This is a genomic window from Lysobacter sp. CA196, assembly GCF_052078695.1.
GTDB lineage: Bacteria > Pseudomonadota > Gammaproteobacteria > Xanthomonadales > Xanthomonadaceae > Lysobacter.
The window spans coordinates 63,290-85,323 of sequence record NZ_JBQJIN010000005.1 but is presented as its reverse complement, the minus strand read 5'-3'; the positions used below and the strand labels follow the sequence as shown (position 1 = coordinate 85,323).

General features: G+C 69.1%; 21 protein-coding genes. 7 read left to right on the top strand and 14 right to left on the bottom strand.

The features are described from left to right. Window positions 1-19: 19 nt before the first annotated feature. Window positions 20-1,693 carry a phosphoethanolamine transferase gene (locus tag ACTOWK_RS06790; protein WP_441329421.1) on the bottom strand — a complete coding sequence of 558 codons (1,674 nt, stop codon included), beginning with the start codon at window positions 1,691-1,693 and terminating at the stop codon, window positions 20-22. Then, a complete protein-coding gene (locus ACTOWK_RS06785) occupies window positions 1,690-2,475 on the bottom strand; it encodes a phosphatase PAP2 family protein (protein WP_441329420.1) in 786 nt (261 codons plus the stop codon). The genes ACTOWK_RS06790 and ACTOWK_RS06785 overlap by 4 nt, the downstream gene beginning before the upstream one ends. A 343-nt stretch (window positions 2,476-2,818) precedes the next feature. Here ACTOWK_RS06785 and ACTOWK_RS06780 point away from each other — a divergent pair, with 343 nt between their 5' ends. Beyond that, window positions 2,819-3,526, top strand: coding sequence for a response regulator transcription factor (locus ACTOWK_RS06780; RefSeq protein ID WP_441329419.1), 708 nt, complete (start codon window positions 2,819-2,821; stop codon window positions 3,524-3,526). Further along, window positions 3,510-4,832, top strand: a complete 1,323-nt coding sequence (locus tag ACTOWK_RS06775) for a sensor histidine kinase (protein ID WP_441329418.1) — start codon at window positions 3,510-3,512, stop codon at window positions 4,830-4,832. The genes ACTOWK_RS06780 and ACTOWK_RS06775 overlap by 17 nt, the downstream gene beginning before the upstream one ends. A gap of 184 nt (window positions 4,833-5,016) precedes the next feature. On the opposite strand, the gene ACTOWK_RS06770 is transcribed toward ACTOWK_RS06775, so the two are convergent. The 4 genes from ACTOWK_RS06770 to ACTOWK_RS06755 all read right to left on the bottom strand — a co-directional run bounded on the left by ACTOWK_RS06770 (window position 5,017) and on the right by ACTOWK_RS06755 (window position 8,016). Further along, window positions 5,017-5,922 carry an EcsC family protein gene (locus ACTOWK_RS06770; RefSeq protein ID WP_441329417.1) on the bottom strand — a complete coding sequence of 302 codons (906 nt, stop codon included), beginning with the start codon at window positions 5,920-5,922 and terminating at the stop codon, window positions 5,017-5,019. A gap of 109 nt (window positions 5,923-6,031) precedes the next feature. Then, entirely contained in the window at window positions 6,032-6,433 is a 402-nt protein-coding gene (locus ACTOWK_RS06765) for a DUF3037 domain-containing protein (protein ID WP_441329416.1), read from the bottom strand. Then, on the bottom strand, window positions 6,411-7,187 hold the full coding sequence (locus tag ACTOWK_RS06760; protein WP_441329549.1) for a HipA family kinase: 777 nt from the start codon (window positions 7,185-7,187) through the stop codon (window positions 6,411-6,413). The genes ACTOWK_RS06765 and ACTOWK_RS06760 overlap by 23 nt, the downstream gene beginning before the upstream one ends. Before the next feature lie 139 nt (window positions 7,188-7,326). Next, window positions 7,327-8,016 carry an FMN-dependent NADH-azoreductase gene (locus ACTOWK_RS06755; protein ID WP_441329415.1) on the bottom strand — a complete coding sequence of 230 codons (690 nt, stop codon included), beginning with the start codon at window positions 8,014-8,016 and terminating at the stop codon, window positions 7,327-7,329. A 138-nt stretch (window positions 8,017-8,154) separates the two neighbouring features. On the opposite strand from ACTOWK_RS06755, the gene gcvA reads away from it, so the two are divergent. Next, complete coding sequence (gene gcvA / locus ACTOWK_RS06750) at window positions 8,155-9,057, top strand: transcriptional regulator GcvA (protein WP_441329414.1); 903 nt, start codon at window positions 8,155-8,157, stop codon at window positions 9,055-9,057. 37 nt (window positions 9,058-9,094) lie between these two features. Here the strand turns inward: gcvA and ACTOWK_RS06745 are convergent, their stop codons facing one another. Then, window positions 9,095-9,502, bottom strand: coding sequence for a tautomerase family protein (locus ACTOWK_RS06745; RefSeq protein WP_441329413.1), 408 nt, complete (start codon window positions 9,500-9,502; stop codon window positions 9,095-9,097). Window positions 9,503-9,648: 146 nt separating this feature from the next. Between ACTOWK_RS06745 and ACTOWK_RS06740 the strand changes: the two genes are divergently transcribed. Next, window positions 9,649-10,512: a LysR family transcriptional regulator gene (locus ACTOWK_RS06740; RefSeq protein WP_441329412.1), complete on the top strand. Its 864-nt coding sequence runs from the start codon at window positions 9,649-9,651 to the stop codon at window positions 10,510-10,512. Window positions 10,513-10,668: 156 nt separating this feature from the next. Here ACTOWK_RS06740 and ung read toward each other — a convergent pair whose 3' ends face one another. The 4 genes from ung to ftsE all read right to left on the bottom strand — a co-directional run bounded on the left by ung (window position 10,669) and on the right by ftsE (window position 14,090). Then, window positions 10,669-11,373 (bottom strand): uracil-DNA glycosylase, encoded by a 705-nt coding sequence (gene ung / locus ACTOWK_RS06735; RefSeq protein ID WP_441329411.1) that lies wholly within the window; start codon window positions 11,371-11,373, stop codon window positions 10,669-10,671. After that, window positions 11,370-12,221, bottom strand: coding sequence for a response regulator (locus tag ACTOWK_RS06730; protein ID WP_441329410.1), 852 nt, complete (start codon window positions 12,219-12,221; stop codon window positions 11,370-11,372). Before ACTOWK_RS06730 ends, ung begins: the two co-directional genes overlap by 4 nt. Before the next feature lie 154 nt (window positions 12,222-12,375). Further along, a complete protein-coding gene (ftsX, locus tag ACTOWK_RS06725; protein ID WP_441329409.1) occupies window positions 12,376-13,407 on the bottom strand; it encodes a permease-like cell division protein FtsX in 1,032 nt (343 codons plus the stop codon). After that, window positions 13,404-14,090, bottom strand: a complete 687-nt coding sequence (ftsE, locus tag ACTOWK_RS06720) for a cell division ATP-binding protein FtsE (protein WP_057916266.1) — start codon at window positions 14,088-14,090, stop codon at window positions 13,404-13,406. The genes ftsX and ftsE overlap by 4 nt, the downstream gene beginning before the upstream one ends. A gap of 288 nt (window positions 14,091-14,378) precedes the next feature. Between ftsE and ACTOWK_RS06715 the strand changes: the two genes are divergently transcribed. Beyond that, window positions 14,379-14,813, top strand: coding sequence for a hypothetical protein (locus ACTOWK_RS06715; protein ID WP_441329408.1), 435 nt, complete (start codon window positions 14,379-14,381; stop codon window positions 14,811-14,813). A gap of 101 nt (window positions 14,814-14,914) precedes the next feature. Here ACTOWK_RS06715 and rhlB read toward each other — a convergent pair whose 3' ends face one another. Then, the gene (gene rhlB, locus ACTOWK_RS06710; RefSeq protein ID WP_441329407.1) at window positions 14,915-16,696 is read right to left on the bottom strand and encodes an ATP-dependent RNA helicase RhlB; all 1,782 of its coding nucleotides are present in this window, start codon (window positions 16,694-16,696) and stop codon (window positions 14,915-14,917) included. A 256-nt stretch (window positions 16,697-16,952) separates the two neighbouring features. Between rhlB and trxA the strand changes: the two genes are divergently transcribed. Continuing rightward, on the top strand, window positions 16,953-17,285 hold the full coding sequence (gene trxA / locus ACTOWK_RS06705) for a thioredoxin (protein ID WP_031373276.1): 333 nt from the start codon (window positions 16,953-16,955) through the stop codon (window positions 17,283-17,285). A 239-nt stretch (window positions 17,286-17,524) separates the two neighbouring features. Next, window positions 17,525-19,285 (top strand): transcription termination factor Rho, encoded by a 1,761-nt coding sequence (gene rho / locus ACTOWK_RS06700; RefSeq protein ID WP_441329406.1) that lies wholly within the window; start codon window positions 17,525-17,527, stop codon window positions 19,283-19,285. 251 nt (window positions 19,286-19,536) lie between these two features. Here the strand turns inward: rho and ACTOWK_RS06695 are convergent, their stop codons facing one another. Together ACTOWK_RS06695 and ACTOWK_RS06690 are read right to left on the bottom strand one after the other, a co-directional pair. Then, window positions 19,537-21,336: an XVIPCD domain-containing protein gene (locus ACTOWK_RS06695; protein WP_441329405.1), complete on the bottom strand. Its 1,800-nt coding sequence runs from the start codon at window positions 21,334-21,336 to the stop codon at window positions 19,537-19,539. A gap of 251 nt (window positions 21,337-21,587) precedes the next feature. Further along, window positions 21,588-21,728, bottom strand: a complete 141-nt coding sequence (locus ACTOWK_RS06690) for a hypothetical protein (RefSeq protein ID WP_441329404.1) — start codon at window positions 21,726-21,728, stop codon at window positions 21,588-21,590. Window positions 21,729-22,034: the final 306 nt, after the last annotated feature.

The following is a 22,034-nucleotide window of genomic DNA, read 5'->3' as shown; positions in this document are numbered from 1 at the left end:
GCTTCAACCCTGCATCGTTTCAGTCCGTCGCGGCTGCATTGCGTTCGCAAGGCGCGAACAAGTCCAGGCGTTCGCGATACACCGCGGTCTCGACCTGCATCAGGCCGAGCACCGAGTGGAACAGGTTGTCCTGGCTGGCCGGCCGGCGCGCTTGGTTGCGCAGGCACTGCAGGTCGAGGCCGCGCGAGGCGCCGAACCCCGGCGACATCCACATCGCCATCGGCACCCGGGTCTGGGTCTGCGGCGCGATCGCGTACGGCACGCCGTGCAGGTACAGGCCGTTCTCGCCGAGCGACTCGCCGTGATCGGACAGATAGATCAACGCCGTGTCGCGGTTGGCGTCGCCGGCCAGGTAGCGGATCGTGCGGGCGAGGAACTCGTCGGTGGCGAGCACCGCGTTGTCGTAGGCGTTGACGATCTCCTCGCGGCTGCAGCGACCGAGCTCGTTGGTGTCGCAGGTCGGGGTGTAGCGGCGCAGGCGCTCGGGATAGCGGCGGAAATAGCTCGGGCCGTGATTGCCGAGCTGGTGCAAAACCACCACCGCGTCGCCGCCGCGCACGTCGATGCGTTCGCGCAGGCCGCGCAGCATGACCTCGTCGAGACAGCGTTCGGCATCGCAGAAGGCCGGATCGCGGTCGTGCTCGAACGACTCGAACGCCAGGCCCTTGCAGACGTTCTTGCAGCCGGTCTGATTGTCGCGCCACAAGGTCTGGATGCCGGCGTATTCGAGCACGTTGAGCAACGACTCCGAGCCCTCGATGCGGCGCTTGTCGTAGTTTTCGCGTCCGTACGGCGAGAACATGCACGGCACCGAGACCTCGGTGCTGCTGCCGCAGGCGGTCATGTCGGGGAAATTGATCGGCTGGATCCGCGCCAGCTCGGGCGTGGTCTGACGCTGGTAACCGTTGAGGCCCCAGTTCTGCGCGCGCACGGTTTCGCCGACCACCAGCACCAGCAGACGCGGCTTGGCGCCGGGCGGACGCGCGGCGAGGCGCGCATCGGTGCCGATCGGCTCGCGACCGCGCACCCGCGAGGCCGAATCGTCGAGCGCGACCCGCGCCAGCGAGACCAGATAATTCGCCGGCGTCACCAGATGGCGGATCTCCTTGTGATTGCGCAGCAGCGCCGAGACATCCTGGAACGACAGCATCAACGCCAGCACGCTGACCGCAAGCGCGGCCGACAGCGTGCCCAGACGGACCAGCACGGCACGACCGAGCGGGCGCGGCTTCAGCTTCACCCGCCACAGCAACAGGCACGGCAGCACGCCGTACAGCAGCATCGGCAGGATCAGGCCGGCACTGAGCAGTTCGCTCGATTCCTTGCCGTCGGACTGCAACACGTTGCGGACCATGCCGGTGTCCAGGTACACGCCGTACTGACTCATGAAGTGCGAGGCGGCGGCGGTGACCAACAGCAGGACGGTCAGCAACGGCTTCACCGTCCAACGGTTCAACAACACCCCGAGCAGCAACAGGGTGATCGCGACGATCGCCACGAACATGCAGGCGGCGATCCACACGCCATCGCCAGCGCTCAATGCGCCGGCCGCCGAGGCCGCGCGCCAGAACGCGGCATTGGCGAACACCGCGAAGAACAGGCTCGCGGCCAGGGCGATGGTCTCGACGCTGGCTTCGGGTCGATAAGCGAACCAGGCCGGCCAGCGCAACCGGGAGCGGGCGATTACGTTCATCGGCCCGGCCTCGATGCCAACGGCAAGGCGACGGCGGCGGGCGCCGCGTTCTTGTGCGGCGCCATCGCCAGATACAGGGCCAGCGTCGCCGACCAGGCGATGCCGAGGGTCCACAGATCGTGCGAAAGGAAATGCGCGCCGCGCAGTTGTTGCGAGACACCGAACAGCAGGCCGAGGCCGAGCCCGATCGCCAGGCCGAGCCAGCGCAGATGCGGCTGTACGACCGGGAAAAAGAAGTACAGGGCGACCCAGGCATAACCCGCGCTGGCATGGCCGGCCGGAAAGCAGCGCCCGCGCGCCAGGCCCGGCGGTCGCGATGCGAACAGACCGAAGAACTCGTTCGCACCGCCGTAGCGGCTCAGGTCCCAGGGGCAATCCATGTCGGTGAGCGACTTCAGCGCCGAAACCAGCGCGATCGCCAGCACGGTCGAGAGCAACAGATACGCCAGCGGCCGCCGCCACTCGCTCAGGCCCGGGCGCAAGCGCGCGACGATCCACAGCGCGAGCACGCCGCACCAGGCTGCGGTGCTGGCGTCGCGGCCGAAACGATGGATCAGCTGCTCGGTCAGATACGCGTTCTGCAGCGCCCAACGCCCGCCTTGCCAGGCATAGAAGCGGTCGGCCAGCCAGACGTCGCCGCCCGCGCCCATCGCCCACACCGTCAAGGCGAACCAGACCAGCGACGGCGCGACCAGGTGAGCGCGCAGGAAACGCTGCGACGCGACGTGGCGCAGAGGCCCGGCCGGTCGCGGTCGGGCGAGGAAATTCGAAGAGTCGTTCATCGACGGCGGCGGGCTCGCATGGCGGCGAAGGCAGTCCCGCAGCGGGATCGGCCGGACCGCGGCGATGATCGAAGCGCCGCTGTCGGAGCGCGGTCGGAGCCAGGTTGGCGCTTCGTTAAAGCGCCCCGGATGGCGCACGGCGCGCCGATGGCGTTCAGCTGGCGGCGCGGATCCAGGTGCCTTGCGGCGACGCTCCGACATCGCTCCGACGCGACCTCGGCGAGTCTGGCGGTTTGGCCCGATGCTGATGCGGGCGAGTGCGGCCGGTCGCTATCACGGGCCGTGCAGACTCGATTCGGGCACTATCGCAACGAGCCGCGAGCGGCGGCGGGAGACTCGGCGCATGCGCCTGTTGGTGGTGGAAGACAATCGCAGCCTGGTGGCCAACCTCTTCGATTATTTCGAGGCGCGCGGCTACACCCTGGATGCCGCGCCCGACGGCCCGACCGGCCTGCACCTGGCGGTGACCCAACACTACGATGCGATCGTGCTGGACTGGATGCTGCCGCGCCTGGACGGGCGCGAGGTGTTGCGCTGCCTGCGCGAGGAAGCCGGCTCCGACGTGCCGGTATTGATGCTGACCGCACGCGACGAGCTGCCCGACAAGATCGCCGGTTTCCGCGCCGGTGCCGACGACTACCTGACCAAACCCTTCGCCCTGCCCGAACTCGAAGTACGCCTGGAAGCGCTGGCGGCGCGCGCCGCCGGCCGCGGGCGCAGCCGGGTCCTGCAACTGGCCGACCTCAAGCTCGACCTGACCACCCTGGAAGTCAGCCGCGACGGTCGCGCGCTGCACCTGTATCCGGCCTGCCGCAAATTGCTCGAAGTGCTGATGCAGTCGAGCCCGGCCGCGGTCACCCGCGAACGCCTCGAACACGCGCTGTGGGGCGACAGCCCGCCGGACGGCGACATGCTGCGCTCGCATATCTACGAATTGCGCCGCGCCGTCGACGGGCCTTACCCGGTCAAGTTGATCCAGACCCTGCCGCGCGTCGGTTATCGCATCGCCGTGCCGGCCGCGGAGCGCGGCAGCGATGTCGACGCCGGCTGATTCCGGCGCGCGGTCCGGCAGCGACAGCGCAGGTGGGCGCAGCGGGTTCCGCTCGAGCCTGCAGCGCCGCATCCTGCTCGGCGTGCTCGGCTACACCGCGCTGCTGTCGATCGCGGTGGTGGTGCAGGGCTTCATCGTCAACGAACACGCCGAGCACCTGGTGTGGACCTCGCTGATGGATTCCGAGCTCGATCATTTCGTCGAGCGCCGCCGGGTCGAACCCGATTACCGCTGGATCGACACCGAATCGCTGAAGCTCTACGACAGCCGCGGCGCGCAGCCGATCCCGGCCAGCCTGCAGGCGCTCGGCCCCGGCGTGCACGACGACGTCCTGGTCGACGGCGCCGAACGCGTGGTGATGGTGCGCGACGTCGACGGCGGCCGTCTGACCTTGTCGCTCGACATCACCGACATGGAGCACAGCGAATTCGACATGGCGCTGACCATCGCCGGCGCGGCGATCACGACCTTGTTGCTGCTCGCGGTGATGATCGCCTGGGGCGTGCACCGCCTGGTCCGTCCGCTCAGCAACATGGCCCGCCGCATCGGCGGACTGCAGCCCGATCGCGCCGGCCAGCGCATCGACGTGCCGGAAGCGGCGAGTTCGGAACTGGTGGTGATCGCCGATGCGGTCAACGACTACCTCGAACGCAACGACCGCTTCGTCGAACGCGAACGCGCCTTCATCGACAGCGCCAGCCACGAACTGCGCACGCCCATCGCGGTGATCGCCGGATCGACCGAACTCGCGCTCGGACAGCGCGACCTGCCGCCGGGCGCGCAGTTGCAACTCGAACGGATCCGCCGCACCGCCCGCGACGTCGAGCAATTGATTTCCCTGCTGCTGACCCTGGCCAAGGACCCGCAGCGCCTGGCCGCGAGCGCCGACCGCGTCGCCCTGGACCAGTTGCTGCCGGAGATCGTCGAAGACCATCGGCACCTGACCCGCGACAAGGACCTGAGCCTGGCGCTGGCGCCGATGCCGCATTGCGAGATCGTCGCGCCGCTGCCGATCGTGCAGGCGGCGATCGGCAACCTGCTGCGCAACGCCATCGAGAACAGCGACCGCGGCGAAATCGCGATCCGTCTGTCCGCGGACGCGACCGTGATCATCGAAGATCCGGGACACGGCATGACGCCCGAGGAAATCAGCGCGATCTATGCGCGGGTCGCACGCGGCGGCCGCGAAGGCGGCGGCATCGGTCTGGACCTGATCTCGCGCCTGTGCGAACACCTGGGCTGGAGCCTGCGTTTCGACGCCGCCGAACGCGGTACACGCACTACCTTGAGCTTGCGGCCGGGATGAATGCCCGAGGCCGCTCGGCCGATGGCTGCCCGCTGTTCGTTACTCGTTACCCGTTACTCACTTACTGGTCACTCGCGGCTCTGCCGCGCCGGCAAGTACGCGGTCGCGGCTCGCGCCGCTCCTACCCTCGAGCTGCTGAGGCGATACAACGACCGATTCCGCTGAGACGATACCGCCAGCCGATTCAATCGCCCGCAGCATCGTCCGCCGGCGGCGCCGGCAAAGCCCGCGTCGGCGCCGGCGCCGACAGCGACGCCGGGGCGATACGCTGGCGTTCGTAGGCCCGCTCGACTTCGGCGTCGCCGTACTTGCGTTCCAGGCGCTTGACGATGAAATGCCCGCGCGCCATGTCCTGGTAGTGATTGGTGAACAGCATGTTCATCGTCGCCGCGGTCGCCGCGCCGATCACCGGCACCAGCTGCGCCGCGGTCTTTTCGCCGACCACCACGCCGAAACGGGTGGCGACCACGTCGACCAGCTTGCTCATCCAGGCCGAGGCCTGTTTTTTAGCGTAGGCATGGGTGGCGTGCTGGGCGCCGCGGCGGCTGGCCAGCCCGGCCAGTTCCTGCCGGCCGACTTCGGCCAGCGCGGCGCGCACGGCGTAATAGCCGGATGCGGCGGCATCGTCCTCGTCGCTGCCGCCGCCGAACGCGAACACTTCCACGCAGGCGGCCTGCACTTCGGGGTCGGACAGCGCGAAACCTTCGCTGCGCGCGACGTCGGCCACCGCGCGCATCATCACCACGGTCGACACCGGCAGCTCCGCGGCCAAGCCGGCGGCGCCGAAGAAACCGCCGACCGCACCGACCGCGCCGGCGACCAGCTTGTGGCTCTTGGTCGAGGAAGCCTTGCTCGGCTCGTCCTTGACCGTCCACAGCGCCGCGGCGGCCGCCTTGTGCAGGGCGCCATGCACGATGCTCTGGATCTTGCGGTTGACGAAGCCGGGCAGCTTGGACAGGCCGAATTCGATCGGCGCGCCGGCCAGCGCGGTCATGCGCGAGGTCAGCGACGGCGTTTCCAACAGCGCCACCGCACGCTTGAGATCGGCGGCGTCGCCGGCGTCGTCGAAGATGTCCTGGCCCTGCTCCATTCGCTCTCGCTCCGTTGCGGCTTGCCGCGCATTGCCGCGATCGGGCGATCGCGGTCAGGCGAACATAGGGGCACCGGCGCCGCGCAACAAGCCCGCGCCGGCGCGGGACTCAGTCGCGCGCCGGGATCGGCCGCACCATGCGTTCGAGCAGGTGCTCGACGATCCGCTCGGGTTCCAGGCAGCGGCCGGTGTGCACCGGCGACATCTGGATGATCGAGCTGCGCTTGGCGGTGAGCCAATGGAAGCGCGCCCGCGCCGGCAATTGGCCGATCGGGCCGGCATCGCCGCCGCCGCGGCAGATGCGTTCGATCGCCTGCAGGTGCAGGCCTACCGCCTCGATGTCGACGCCGGGGTCGAGCGCGCGCAACCGCGCCGCGTCGAGCTCGATCCCGGCGACCAGCAGGCTCGAACCCGGGCACGAGACCAGCACGCCGACGTTGACGAACTCTTCGCGTTCGACCCGCGGTACCACGCGGATCACCGCATAGTCATAGGGAGAGCGAACGGGCATGGATCGCCTCCTCCACGAATGCGCGCGGCGCCTGCACGCGGCGGTTCAGATAATCGGCATAGGCCTGCCGATGCGCGGCGGCATCGGCGAAACCGGGTTCGTCCTCCAGCCAGCTGTCGGGCACCAGCTCGACGACGGATTGCACCAGTTCGGGGGTGACCGACGCGGCCATCGCCGCGTCGACCTGCGCGATGGCGCTGGCGAACGGCAGCAGCACGTGGTCCTTGACCGGCGCGAAGCGGCTGCCCGCGGCATTGCCGGCGTTGGCCCAGTCGTGATGGAAGTACAGCGCGGCGCCGTGGTCGATCAAGGTCAGGCGGCGATGCCACAGCAGCATGTTGGTGTTGCGCGCGGTGCGGTCGACGTTGGTGACGAAGGCGTCGAACCAGGCGATGCGCGAGGCCAGCTCGTCGCTCGGGCGGTCGACCAGCGGATCGTAGTTGACCGACCCGGGCAGGTAGTCGAGCGCGAGGTTGAGACCGGCGCTGGCGCGGATCAGGTGCTGGATCTCCGGATCGGGCTCGGTGCGGGCCATGTCGGCATCGAGCTCGATCAACACGATTTCCGGCACCGGCAGTTCGAGCCGGCGCGCGAGTTCGCCCGCGACGATCTCGGCGACCAAGGCCTTGCGGCCCTGACCGGCGCCGCGGAACTTCATCACGTACAGGCCGTCGTCGTCGGCTTCGACGACGGCCGGCAGCGAGCCGCCCTCGCGCAGCGGCGTGACGTAGCGGGTGGCGAAGACGGTCCTCAACACGGACGTTCCATTGCGGTCGGCTCGGCGGTGACGGGCGATCGCGACGATGCGCGATCAGGCCGCCCACCTTAGGTCGAGCGACGCCAAAAGCAAAATCCGCGGCCTGGATTCGCCAGCGAAGTCCACCGCCGCCATCTCAGGCCGCCTTGCGCGCTTCGCCCTGCGACAGGCGCTCGACCAGCGCATCGACCTCGGCTTCGGCGCTTTCGATCGAACGGCGCAGGGCGTCGCCGCCGAACTCGTCGTATTCGATGGCGGCGCCGTAGGCGTCGGTGATGCCGATATAGCCCATCGGCGTCAGCACCGAGGGTTCGACGTGGTTGATCGACTCCAGGCGTTCGCCTTTGCCGTAACCGTAATCGCCGCGCGAGCTGAGCAGGACCAGGCGCTTGCCGGCGTCGGCGAGCATCGGCCAATACGGTTCGCCTGCGCGCGAACGGTCGAAGCCGAAGGTGCGGCCGACCCGCACCACGTTGTCGATCCAGGCCTTCAACGGGGCCGGCACGCCGAAGTTGTACATCGGCACGCCGATCACGATCAGGTCGGCGGCGATCAGCTCGTCGATCAAGCCATCGCTTTCGGCCAGCACCTCGTGCATCCAGTCCTCGCGCTGCGCGAGCGGGGTGAAGGCGGCATGGATCCAGCGGCCGCTGACCGGGGCCGGGGGAGCCACGCCGACATCGCGCTGGACGATGGGGTCGTCGGGATGGCGCTCGCGCCAGCGGCGCACGAAGCGGGCGCTGAGGCGGCGGCTGTGCGAGCCGTGGGCCTCGCGGTCCGAGGCATGCGGGCGGGCGCTGGAATCGATGTGCAGGAGTCGGGTCATGGCGGTTCTCGTGGCGGGCCCATGGATGAGCCCTGATCATGTTCAGGCCGGAATGGCGCTGGATGCCGCCATGTTGATCCGGCCTTTCAAACCCGACAAACTCCGATTACTCAGCCGATAAGAGAATTTTTCTCACCCATGTCCGGACGCCGCCTGCCCCCGCTCGGCTCCCTGCGCGCCTTCGAGGCGGCGGCACGCCTGCACAGCTTCAAGCGCGCCGCCGAAGAGCTGTCGGTCACTCCGACCGCGATCAGCCACCAGATCCGCGCGCTCGAAGCGCAGATCGGCGTGCGTCTGTTCGAGCGCCAGACCCGGCGGGTGGCGATGACCGCCGAGGCGGCCCTGCTGTATCCGGTGCTGCGCGACGGCTTCGACGCCTTCGCCGAGGCCATCGCCGCGATTACCGCGCGACGGCAACGCCGCGCCCTGACCTTGTCGGCGACCCTGTCGTTCACCGCCAAATGGCTGGTGCCACGGGTGGCTTCGTTCCGCGCTGCCTACCCCGACCTCGACTTGCGCCTGCATGCCTCCGACGACCCGGTCGACCTGCACGGCGGCATCGCCGATGCGGCGATCCGTTACGGCCGCGGCCCCTATCCGGGGCTGGTCGCCGAACGCCTGATCGAGAACCGCTTCGCTCCGCTATGCAGCCCGCGCCTGGGCCTGCGGCGCCCCGAAGACCTGCGCGCGCAGTCGTTGTTGCATTCGGAATGGCGGCATCCGACCGAAGACACGCCGACCTGGCAGGCCTGGTGCGCACGCGCCGGCCTGGCCGGGCTCGATGTCGAGGCCGGCCTGCGCTTCACCGACGAAAGCCATGCGATCCAGGCGGCGATCGCCGGCCACGGCGTGGCCCTGCTGAGCCTGGCGCTGGTCGCCGACGATCTCGCCGCCGGCACGCTGGTGCAGCCCTTCGGCCCGGCGCTCGACGGTTATCCGCATTGGTTCGTGCGGCCGGATACGCCGCCGAGCACGGAGGTGCTGGCGCTGCGCGATTGGCTGCGCAGCGAGGCGGCGGTCGAAGGCGCATCCGCGGGTTGAGACTGCAGCCGGCGCATCGGAACGCGCCCGGTCGAGTTCAGGCAGCCGCGACCCGCGCCGCCTGATAACGCTGCTCCTGAGTCAGGCCGCCGTAGCCGTAGGCAGCCGCGCGCGCATCGATGACGTGGATGTAGGAGGTCTCGTGCACCTCGCCGATCAGCGCCGTCAGCTCCGCATGCATCCGTTGCAGATAACGCGCCTTTTCGGCCTTGGTGTTGGTCTCGTCGGTGATGCTGATGTCGAGATGGAAAGCGTTGCGCCCCCACTGCGCCAGCGAACGGCCGTCGATGAACCAGTGCGGACGGTCGACGTAGTGGATCGCGACCGCGACCAGCTCGCGCGGTTTGCCGAGGACCTCGACGGTGAGGTCGGCGACCACCGCCGCGGCGCGGCGGCTGAGATCGGCATCGGGGGTTCCGGAGAGCTGCAGGTTGATGTGCGGCATGGTTGCGTTCCTGTAAGGGCCGAGACGGTTCGGCGTGATTCGATGGATACAGCCTAGGCTTGCGCCATCCATCGGAATAGCGGGAAGATCTGGCTCTATCCATCGGATCGGCCGATGGCGGAAGAATCGCTCTAAGAGGGGCCGCCATGAGTACGCTCGACCTCGAACAGCTGAAGGCCTTCGTCGCGGTCGCCGAGGCCGGCAGCATTTCCGGCGGCGCCGAACGCGTGTTCCGTTCGCAATCGGCGGTCAGCGAGCAGATCCAGAAACTCGAACGCGCGGCCGATACCGCCTTGTTGCTGCGCTCGCGCCATGGCGTCGTCCCGACCCCGGCCGGCGAACGCCTGATCGGTCACGCACGGCAGATGCTCGCCCTCGGCGAACTGGCCCTGCACGACGTGCGCCGCGAACTGCGCCGCACCGAGGTGCGCCTGGCGATCAGCGATTATTTCCGTCCCGACGAGATCGCCGGCCTGTTGCGCCACCTCGCCCGCCACTGCCCGCAGTTGCAGCTGCAGGTGACGATGGGCCAGAGCGCGGCGATCGCCCAGGGCCATGCCGAGGGCACGTTCGACCTGGCGCTGACGATGGAAGTCGAATCAACCGCGCGTCCGCGCCGCCGCACGGCGCACGGCGAATTGCGGCGCGAGCCGCTGGCCTGGGCGGCGGCGGCGGGGCTGGACCTGCGCAATGAAACGACCTTGCCGCTGGTGCTGTTGCCGCCGAGCTGCAGCCTGCACCAGACCGCTTTACGTGCGCTGCAACGACAGCGCGTCGGCCATCGCATCGCCCACCTCGGCAGCGGCGTGGCCGGTGTGCAGGCGGCCTTGCGCGCCGGCCTCGGCCTGGGCTGCCTCAATGCCTCGGCGATCGGCGAAGGCCTGATGATCGCGCGTTCGAGCCGGCTGCCGGCCCTGCCGTCCTGCATCTTCCGCCTGTTGCCGGCTCCGGCCGATGCGAACCCGGCCCTGCGCGAAACCGGCGAGGCCTTGCAGGCGTACTTCGCCTGAGCGAAGCCTTCAGGGTAGGAGCGGCGCAAGCCGCGACCGCGAAGCGACCAATCGCGGCGGCACCCTCGCGGAGCGCAACGCGTGCAGACATCGTTGCTACGCAATACGCCGAATATGGCGGTCGCGGCTTGCGCCGCTCCTACCCCTCAAGCCAGGTCAAAGCGCATCGCGCGGCGGCAAGGTCCAGTCGATCGGGCCCTTGCCATAGCGCGTCAGGTACTCGTTGGCGGCGGAGAAATGGCCGCAGCCCATGAAGCCCCGGTGCGCGGACAAGGGCGAGGGATGCGGCGCCTTCAGCACGCGATGGCGGCCGGCGTCGATGACCTTGCCCTTGGCCTGCGCGTAGCTGCCCCAGAGCAGGAACACCAGGCCTTCGCGTTCGCGATTGAGGGTGTCGACGACGTGGTCGGTGAAGCCTTCCCAGCCCTTGCCCTGATGCGCGCCGGCGCGGCCTTCCTCGACCGTCAGCACCGCGTTGAGCAGCAGCACGCCGCGCTGCGCCCATGGCAGCAGGCAGCCGTGATCGGGCCGGGCGATGCCGAGGTCGCGCTGGATTTCCTTGAAGATGTTGTCGAGCGACGGCGGCACCGGCACGCCGGGCTGGACCGAGAAGCACAGCCCGTGCGCCTGGCCGTAGCCGTGGTACGGGTCCTGGCCGAGGATGACGACCTTGACCTGCTCGAACGCGGTGGCGTCGAAGGCCGAGAAAATCTGCGGGCCGGGCGGAAAAATGCGCGCGCCGGCAGCCTTGCGTTCGCGCAGGAAGCGCGACAGCGACTGCATGTCCTCGCGCGCGAACCAGTCGCCGACGCGGGCTTTCCAGGAGGGTTCGAGCTTGGGCTCGCGGTCGGCGTCGTTCATGCCGACAGCGCCGTCGGCTCGAGCCGCGACAGGCGCAACTGGAACAGGGTCTTGGTCACCAGCAGGCGCTCCTCGATCGGCTTGAGCACCAGGTCGTTGGCGCCGGCGCGCAACAACTCGCTCTGGTTGTCGCGGTTGGCGTCGCCGGTCATCACCAATACCGGCAGGCGGCGCTTGCCGTAGCCGAAATCGCCGCGCAGGCGCGCGAGCAGATCCTTGCCGCCCAGTTCGCCCTTCAGATACACGTCGGTCAGCACCAGGTCGGCGCCGGCATCGCCGCCGGCCGTGCCGCTGGCGCGATGGGCTTCCAGATGCTCCAGCGCTTCCTCGACGCCGATGAAGTGCAAGACCTGCAGGGCGTGGCGCTCGAGCATGCGCTTGGTCGCCACCGCGACCACCCGGCTGTCTTCGACGTAGAGCACGCGCGCGCCGGGAATCGGCTGCGGCTGCACATAGCCGCGGATGAACTCGGCCAGGGCGTTCGGACCGAGCGCCTTGTCGAAATAATCGGTGACGTCTTCGGTGAAGCGGCGCGCTTCCAGATGCGCCTGGGCATCGCCGGAGACCACGATCACCGGCACGTAGGCCTGGGCCGCGGCTTCGCGCACGGCGCGCGCCAGGGCGATGCCGTCGCCGTCGGGCAGGACCAGGGCGGTGGTGACGAGATCGACCTCGCCGTGGTCGAGGGCGACGCGCGCCTCGATGATGCTGCCGCATTGGACGATGCGGGTGTTCGGCAGCTCGCGCATCAGGACATCGGCGATGAGCTTGCGCACCAGCTTGGAGCCGTCGACCACCATCACCCGCGGTGCGGTGTTTTCGAAGTGACGAAGATTCTGGCTTTGCATATCAGGAACGGTACCGTGTCGGCGACGCAGGGCCGACGCCCGAGGGCATCGACGCCAAGCGCACAGGCGGGGGAACCCGATTCTAGGCGGAAGCGGCCGCCGAATCCGAGTCTCAAGCGACATCCTGACAACCGCGCGACAAGGCGCGGACCGCTCAGGCTTGGCCGGAGCGGTTCTGGCGCAGGTAATGGCCGGTCACGAAACCGGCGCCGAGCCAGCCCAGCGCGGCCGCGCCGGCCAGGATCGCCAGGGCCTGCGGCAAGTCGAAGCCCCGCAGCTCGAAATGGCTGCCGTAACTGGTGGCCAGGGCGGTCAGCGGTTCGCGCAGGGTGCGGTCGGCCGCAGTCAGCAAGGCCAAGGCGACCGCGCCGGCGGCCAGGCCGTAGCAGGCGCCCAGGTACAGAAAGGGCCGGCGGATGAAGCCGTCGGTAGCGCCCAGCAATTGCAGCACCCCGATCTCGTCGCGCCGCGACTGGATGTCCAGGCGCACGGTGTTGCCGACCACCAGCAAGGCGCCCAGGCCCAGCATCGCCGCGAGCAGCCAGGCCAGGCGGATGCCGAACCGCAGCCAGCCGTCGAGGCGCTGGCGCCAACCGGCGTCGTGCTGGACCACGTCGGTCTCGGCCAGGGTGCCGAGCGATTCGGCCAGGGCCAGTTCGTCGCCCTTCGGCGTCACCAGCAACAGGCTCGGCAGCGGATTGCCTTCGATCGCGCTGAGGCTGTCGCCGAGGCCGCTCTTCTCGCGCAGATCGGCCAGGCCCTGCTCGGGCGTGCGCAGTTCGATGGCGCCGATCTCCGGCCGCGCGCGCAACTCCCCGGCCAGGGCGCGGGCGCGTTCGAGCTTGATCTCGGGCTTGAGGAACAGGCTGATCTGGCGCGACTGCTGCACTTCGCCGGCGAAGCGTTCGATGTTGCTGAGCGCTGCCCACAGGCCGAGCGGCAGGGCCAGGGCCACCGCCATCACCCCGATCGTCAGCAACGCCGCCCACGGCTTGCTCAACAATCGACCGACGCTGGCGACCAGGCTGTAGAGGTGATGGTCGAACCACACCCCGAGCCGCGACTGCACCGCCGACTCGACCGCGAGGTCGTCGTCGCGCGACGCAGGGGGTTCGATGCCGGAAGGCGGCTCGCTGCGGGAAGGCGCCTCGCTATCGGAAAGCTGTTGGGTCGGAAAAGAACTCATTCGGCCAGGTCCTCGGGCGCGATGTCGTCGACCAGGCGGCCCTGATTGAGCACCAGCACGCGCTTCTTCATGCGCTTGACCAGGGCCAGGTCGTGGCTGGCGACGAGCACGCTGGTGCCGCGCTCGGGCAAGGACTGGAACAGGGTCATGATTTCCGCCGACAGGGTCGGGTCGAGGTTGCCGGTGGGTTCGTCGGCAACCAGCAGCCGCGGTTCGCCGATGATCGCCCGCGCGATGCCGACGCGTTGTTGTTCGCCGGCCGACAGCTCGCCCGGCAGGGCCGCCGCGCGCGCGCCCAGGCCGACCTTCTCCAGGGTCATGCGCACGCGCCGGCCGATGTCGGGACGGCGCAGGCCGCGCAGCAACAGCGGCAGGGCGACGTTGTCGGCGACGCTGCGGTCGGCGAGCAGGCGGTGATCCTGGAACACCACGCCGATCTCGCGCCGATGCAGAGCGATGCGGCGGCCGCCGACCTTGAGCAGGTTGCGCTCGCCGAACAGCACCGCGCCGCGGCTCGGGCGTTCGCTGAGATGAATGAGCTTGAGCAGGGTGCTTTTGCCCGCGCCGGAGTGGCCGGTGACGAACAGCATCTCGCCCGGAGCCACCTCGAAGCTGACTTCGCTGAGGGCCTCGTGCCCGCTGCTGTAGCGTTTGCTGACGTTGTCGAAGCGCAATACGGTCATGGCCGGAAGTATCGCAGAGCGAATCGCCGGAGACATCACGTTTCGGCCCGGGCGTTTGGCCTATGTTCGCGCTGCGGTCGTCGCGCGGCTTCGACGACGCATCGACGGGCACCGACCGGCCTCGCAGGCCGGCCGGCGCAGCACGACCGCAACGGGCCCGCTCTCGGCACAGCCGTCCAAGCCGCCCACGCAACGTCTTGCAGCACCTTGATCGTCCGACAACAGGAAGCACCGTCGCCGGCCCCATGGCCGGCGCGGACCGTCGTCGACTCTTCAAGGAGCACCACCATGCACACGACCAAGGCCCATCTGGCGCTCGCGCTGCTCGCTCTCGGCCTGTACGCCGATCACGCCCGCGCCGAGCAATACGACCCGCCGCTCAACGTCGCCACCCTGGCCTGTCCGGCCGGGTCCACCGGCTACGGCAACGCCCGTTTCATCGTGTTTCCCTCGTTCGGCAGCGCGCCGCCGAACTGGCGGTTGACGATCTGGTGCAGCGCCGGCGGCAGCGGCCGCCGCGGCCATTTCGAGCCCGGCAGCAGCGGCGTGTACACCACCTGGCCGTATGCCGGCGGCGCCTTCGGGATCGGCTGGCCGGCCTCGCCGAACTACAGCAATCAGCTGCAGTTGCTCGACATCGACGTCGACGGCGATCTCGACGTGTTCCAACTCGTCGAGACCTCGGCCAATACCTGGTCGGTGTTCGTCAGCAGGACCTTGTGACGAAAGACCGTAGCGAACCTCGTCGAAGCGACGGGGTTCGCTTACAGGGTCGGCGGCAGGCCGCAAGCCTGCCGTCGACGGATCGCGCGTGGCTCAGGCGATCAGTGCTGCGAACGCGGCGGACGCGCGACCAGCGACTTGAGCTTGCGACCGATGCGGCCCAGCAGCGAGGGCTTGGCCTCGCCGGCCGATGCCGGAGCGGCCGGCTTGTGCGCAGGCTTGGCAGCCGCCTTCGGCGCCGGCTTGGCCACCGAGGCCTCGCCCGTGCTCGCGGTCTGGGTGCCGTCGACGGTCTCGGCGCCTTCGATGCGGCGGCCGCCGCGACGACGACGGCGCTTGCGCGGTGCGCGCTCGCCTTCAGCCGCCGGCACGCCGGTGGTGGCGGTCACCTCGCCTTCCGGCTTGGGCTTGCGCGGCGGGCGCGGGGCGGCTTCGGCCGCGGCAGCGACGCCGGCTTCGGCCGGCTTGGCCGCACCGGCCTCGACCGGCGGGCGTTCGCGGCGCGGTGCGCCATCGCGACGGCCTTCGCTGCGCGGGCCGCGGCTCGGGCCGGAACCGCTGCGGCTGCCGCTGCGGCCGCCGGGGCCGCCGCCACGGCGCTGTTCGTCGGCGGCGCGCTGCTCGCGCGCTTCCTTGAAGATCGAACCGATGCTCTCGTTCTCTTCGCCTTCCTCGGCCGCCGGAATCTCGCGCGGCGTGCGCGGCAGGGCGATCAACAGTTCGGCGTCGACCGGCACGGTCGGCAGCTTCTGTTCGATGTAGGCCTCGATATCGGGCAGGCTCATCGCATAGCGTTCGCAGGCGAAGCTGATCGCGTCGCCCTCGGCGCCCAGGCGCGCGGTGCGGCCGATGCGGTGGACGTAGTCCTCGGCATCGAACGGCAGGTCGTAGTTATAGACGTGACTGACGCCGTCGATGTGCAGGCCGCGCGCGGCGACGTCGGTGGCGACCAGGATTTCGAGCTGGCCCTTCTGGAACTTGTTGAGCAGCGACTCGCGCTTCTTCTGCGGCACGTCGCCCGACAGCACGCCGACCCGGTAGCCGCCGCGCTCGAGCGAACGCGCGACGCGCTCGACCCAGGCCTTGGTGTTGACGAACACCATCGTCCGCGCGCCTTCGCTGCGCGACAACAGGCCCAGCAACAGCGGCACCTTTTCTTCGTCGGCCGGGAAGTAGACCTTCTGGCGGACCTTGGCGGCGGTGATGAACTCGGTCTCGACCACCACCTTCTCGGGCTCGTTCATATGCTCGTAGGCCAGCTCGAGCACGCGATGGCTCAAGGTCGCCGAGAACAGCAGGGTCTGGCGTTCGGTGCGGATCGGCATGCGCCGCAGCAGGAAGCGGATGTCCTTGATGAAGCCCAGATCGAACATGCGGTCGGCTTCGTCGAGCACGCAGATCTCGCAGGCGTGCAGCGACACGACCTTGTGCTGCTTGACGTAGTCGATCAGGCGGCCGGGCGTGGCGATGATGACGTCGGCGCCCTTCTGCAGCAGCTCGCGCTGCTTGTCGTAGTCGACGCCGCCGTAGACCAGGGCGAACTTCAGGCCCAGGTCGGAGCCGAACTTGACCGCGTCCTTGTGGATCTGGATGGCCAGCTCGCGGGTCGGCGCCAGGATCAGCGCGCGCGGATCTTCGGGCTTGCGCTCGGCCAGCGCCGGGCGGGTCAGCAGGCGGTTGATCACCGCGACCAGGAAGGCGAGCGTCTTGCCAGTGCCGGTCTGGGCCTGGCCGGCGACATCGCGCCCGGTCAGCGCCAACGGCAGGGTCAACGCCTGGATCGGCGTGCAGCGCGAAAACCCGGCGGCCTCGAGGCCGGCCAACAGGCTCGGGTGCAGGTCGAACGAAGAAAAGGTGATATCGGTTAAAGGCTTGTCGCTCATGCTTCTCAGAGATCCGCGCGCACTGGGCGCAGTAGGTGGTCGCTTGCGTGGGTGGCGTCGGCGAAGCAGACTGCCGGGGCCGAGCCGGCGCCCGAGTTGAACTCTGAAGGCAGGCTCGATGAGGCCGTGGCGCAGCCCTTGAAGGTGCCGCGTAACGCCCCAGTTTAGCGTAAGCCCCCGCCCGGCATGGCCCGCCCGGGGTTCCGTTCAAGAATAGCCCGTTCCGTACGGGCGAGTACCCCCGCAGGAGACCCCCGTGAGCGAAAAAGTTCTGCATGCTGGCGATTCCGACTTCGACGCCACCGTGCTGCAGTCGTCCGAACCCGTCCTCGTCGATTTCTGGGCCCCCTGGTGCGGCCCGTGCAAGGCCATCGGCCCGATCGTCGAACAGCTGGCCGACCAGTACGAAGGCAAGGCCAAGGTGGTCAAGGTCGACGTCCAGGAATTCCCCGCGCTGGGCGTTCGCTATAACGTGCGCAGCATCCCCATGTTGTTGATGTTCAAGGACGGCCAGGTCCATTCGAGCCAGCTCGGCGCGCCGCCGAACATCAAGTCGCTGTTGACCCAGATGATCGACAAGGCCATCTGAGCTCCCCTCGCTTACGCCCGCCCCGCGCGGGCGCAAGCGCTCCGGGCCTTGCCCGGTAACGTGAACGGCCCGGCTCGGGAAGCTTGCCGCCACGCAGCAGCAGTGCTAGTTTCGCAACACCCGGCGTCGGACCTCGCGTCCCACCCGCCGCACCCCGTCTGATACCCATCTATCAACCCACGTCCCTGACGTCCCGCTCGCCCGATGCGAGCGCTCGCCGCTTAGCGAGGAACCTCCGCTTGTCCGATAAGACCCCCGACGCTGGCGATACCGCCGAAAAGCGCGTGCGCAAGCCGCGCGTCAGCAAAGCCGCCGAGTCCGCTCCGGCCGCTGCCAGCGATGCCAGCCCCCTGATTCCTGCCGCTCGACCTGCCGCGCCGCCCGTCGCGCCGCCTCCTGCAGCGCCGGCCCCGGCCGCCGCCGCGCCCCGCACTCCCGCACCTGCTCCGGCCGCCAGCGCCAGCGAGTCCGCCCCGGCCGCCTCCGGCGCCGAGAGCGCCGCACCGCAAGGCCAGGGCCAAGGCAACGACCGCGGCAATCCGCAGTCGCAGCAAGGCCAGCAGCGCGACGCCGGTTTCGACAACCGCGGCGGCAACCGCCGCGACCGCTTCCGCAACCGCCGCGACCGCGACCGCAACAACCGCCCGCAGCAACGCGACGAAGACGGCTCGTTCGAGAACGGCAACGGCGAGAACTTCGTCCCGCGCCCGCACCCGCAGGTGCCCGAGGGCTTCCCGCAGTACTCGCTGGGCGACCTCAAGCGCATGCCGGCGCCGAAGCTGCTCGACCTGGCCGACCAGCTCAGCATCCAGGAAGGCGTGGCCCGCGCCCGCAAGCAGGACGTCATCTTCGCCCTGCTCAAGGTCCTGACCCGCCACGGCGAAGGCGTCGCCGCCGACGGCGTGCTGGAAATCCTGCCCGACGGCTTCGGCTTCCTGCGCGCGGCCGAGGCCTCCTACCTGGCCGGCCCGGACGATACCTACATCTCGCCGAGCCAGATCCGCCGCTTCAACCTGCGCACCGGCGACCACCTGTCCGGCCGCATCCGCTTCCCGAAGGACGGCGAGCGTTACTTCGCCCTGTCGGTCGTCGACAGCATCAACGGCGAGCCGCTGGAAGCGTCGAAGAACAAGGTCCTGTTCGAGAACCTGACCCCGCTGTTCCCGCGCCGCAAGTTCAAGCTCGAGCGCGGCGACGGTTCGACCGAGGACATCACCGGCCGCATCCTCGACCTGATGGCGCCGCAGGGCAAAGGCCAGCGCGCCCTGATCGTCTCGCCGCCCAAGGCCGGCAAGACGATGATGATGCAGCAGGTCGCCACCGCGATCACCCACAACCATCCCGACGTGCACCTGATCGTGCTGCTGGTCGACGAGCGTCCGGAAGAAGTGACCGAAATGCAGCGCACCGTGCGCGGCGAAGTGGTCTCCTCGACCTTCGACGAACCGGCCGCGCGCCACGTCCAGGTCGCCGAAATGGTGATCGAGCGCGCCAAGCGCCTGGTCGAACACAAGAAGGACGTGGTGATCCTGCTCGACTCGATCACCCGCCTGGCCCGCGCCTACAACAACGTCGTGCCGAGTTCGGGCAAGGTGCTGTCGGGCGGCGTCGACGCCAACGCCCTGCACCGTCCGAAGCGCTTCTTCGGCGCCGCGCGTAATGTCGAAGAAGGCGGCTCGCTGACGATCATCGCCACTGCGCTGATCGACACCGGCAGCAAGATGGACGAGGTGATCTACGAAGAGTTCAAGGGCACCGGCAACTCGGAAGTCCATTTGAACCGCCGCATCGCCGAAAAGCGCGTGTACCCGGCCATCGACATCAACCGCTCCGGCACCCGCCGCGAGGATTTGCTGATCGAACCGGAGCTGCTGCAGAAGATCTGGATTCTGCGCAAGCTGCTGCACGGCATGGACGAAATCGGCGCGATGGAATTCCTGCTCGACAAGATGAAGACCACCAAGTCGAACGACGAGTTCTTCAGTTCGATGAAGCGCTGAGTTTCACCGGCGCAGTAACGAAAACGCCCCGCGATGCGGGGCGTTTTCGTTGGTGGGCCGGGATGGTGCAGGTTGGATGGAGCAACGCCGTGGTTTGCGGATTCGTGGTCGCGGCTCGCGCCGCTCCTACCCCAAAGCGACCGCTCCTCGGGTAGGAGCGGCGCGAGCCGCGACCGCGCAACCTGCAAATCGCGGCGAACCTGGCGCAGGCATCGCATGCACGCATGCGACAACTGCGCCCGAGCGGACGCTCAGAACCCGCGCCCGCCGCCCTGGTTGACCTGCACCGTCGGCGCCTCGGCCGTGGCCATCGCGCGCGCGGCGAGCTGGCTGCTGGCTTCCACGCTCTGCTGCGAGGCCGCGGCGACGTCGAGGGTGACCATGCGCCGGGTCGGCGACTGCGGATCGCCCTGCACCGCGAACAGCTTGCTGCCGTCCTTGCTCGCCAGCAGATGATCGACCTGGGTCAGGCCGCCGTCGCGCATGGCCGGCACCAGCGCCGCGGCGAGGTTCTTCTGTTGCTGTTCGTTGAGCTTGCCCTGGCCCAGCTCGCTGCCCTGGACCTTGCCCAGCATCTCCTTGTACATGCCGTTGAGAGCGTTGGCGCCGCTGCTCAGGATCGCCGCCACCCGCAGGCCGTCCTCGACCGTGCCGCCGACGCGGTTGTTGTTGCGATTGGCGACGTCGCGCAGTTCCGGCGGCAACAGATAAGTGCCGCGCTCGCGCTCCCCGTCGCGATCGCGGACGTAGCGCTTCACGTCCTGCAGCTCCAGGTCCATGAACTCCTTCGCCGAGCCCTTGGCCGCCTGCGCCAACTGCATCGCCTGCTGCGAATTCAAACGGTCCAGGTTGCCGGCGCCGAGCGCGTCGACCAGCGACTCGGGCTGCACCTTCTGCTTGAGGAAGGCGAGGAAGCGCTCGCGGGTTTCCGGATTCTCGCCGAGCCCGTCGAGGATGCGCGTCGCCGTCGACAAGGCGTTGCCGGCGTCGACCGGCATGCCGGCGATCTGCCGCAGCACGCCGTTCATGGCGCGCTTGGGCTCCATGCCTTCGGCGAACGGGAAGCGCTCGCGGAACTCGTCCCAACGCGGCGCCAGCAAGGCTTCGCGCGCACGCTTGATCAACTCGAACGCGCCTGCGGCGAAGGCGACGATGGCCGCGCCCATCGGCGCGATGCCGATCAGACTGCCGACCAGGCCGGCATTGCGCGCGCCCATCATCAGGGCGACGTTGCCGATGCCGCCAGCGAGCTTGAAGCCGCCGTCGAGCAAGTCGAAGGCGGCATCGACGCGATCGTCGGTGCGCAGCGCCTTGCCGGTGACCGGGTCGCGGCCGTTGAACACGCGGCCGGCGTTCTGGCCGAGGGTCTTCACGCCAGCGGTCACGTCCTTGATCGCGCTGTAGCGTTCCAACAGTTTCGCCGCTTCACGCTCGTGGCCGCTGCGGGTCGCGAATTCCAGCACCGCGCTCATCGCCACCGCATCGAGCGGGCGGCCGGCCTGGCTGGCCGCGCTGCCGGCCTTGATCGCCGCGTCGATGGCTTCCAGGGTTTGTTCGATGTCGCGGTGACCGCCGCTGCGGGCGAGGGTCTGCAACTGCATCACCGCGCCGTCGATCGGCGCCGGCGGCGCCGCATCGCGCTGCGCCGACCAGGTCTTGGCGTAGCCGACCAGCGAGGTCTGCAGCTCGGCCGGTACCTCGACCGCATAGCCATGGAACGGCGGCGACACGCGGCCGTCGGCGCGGGTTTCGCCCGGATGCAACTTCCAGCTCAGCGCGGTCTGCGCCAGCGCGCCGCCGGGCGCACCGACCGCGGCCACGGTGGCCTCGAGGGTGTCCTCGTCGACCACCTCGCCGTTGCGCTGCAAGGCGTCGGCGACGATCGCCCGCAATACGGTGTCGCGCGACCACTCGTCGTCGGCGGGCAGCAACGCGGTATAGCCCGAGGCCCCGTCCTGCGCGGCCGGCTGCCCGGCGTACCAGCGTGGTGCGTGGGAAGTGCCGGTCGGCGTAACACCGCCGCCGGGATTCGAATCGACTGCTGCATTCATATGCACTGCTCCTTGTCGGTGACCCGGGTCCCCTAGAACCCGGTCGCCCGCGGCCAGGCCGCCGGCGGACCCGCATCATGCCTCTCGTTCAGCTTCCAGGGCAATTCGGTGCCGAATGGAGGGGCGGCCAGCTTATCCAGGCCAGGGCTGGGCCTTGCCCCGACCCGCGCTGTTGCCGGCTGGCGACGCATCCCGGCCCGGCCGTGGGCCGGGATGCCCCTGTCGCGAAGCGAAGCACCCGCTCCGTCGCACTATCTGAGCCGGTGCGCGGGCTCGCTGCCGATCGACCGATCCTGCGCGGCGAACGCGACCGCGCCGCGCGATTGCTCTTCCCAACCCGGCTGACAACCGCTCAGCCACAACACCGTCAACAGCACCAGCAACGCTCGCATGATGAACCTCCCTGTTCGAAGACGGACTGCACTCCTGCGCATCGCCGCACGCCCCCAAGCGTCCGGCGGCTCGCCCGTCATTGTCCTTGCAAGCCCTCGCAGGGACTGCGATTGAGAACGGCGCGCGGGTCGGACGGTTGCGTTCCGGCAGCCGCGTCAGCGCGAAAACCCCCTTGAAACCAGGCTCCGATCGAAGCCCCGGGAAGATCGAGCTGCCGAGCCGGCAACGGGCACGTCGGCGACGGTGCGTATCGACACGATCGGCGGCGACGACGTTTCAAGCCGCATTCGCGCCACAGCGATTGA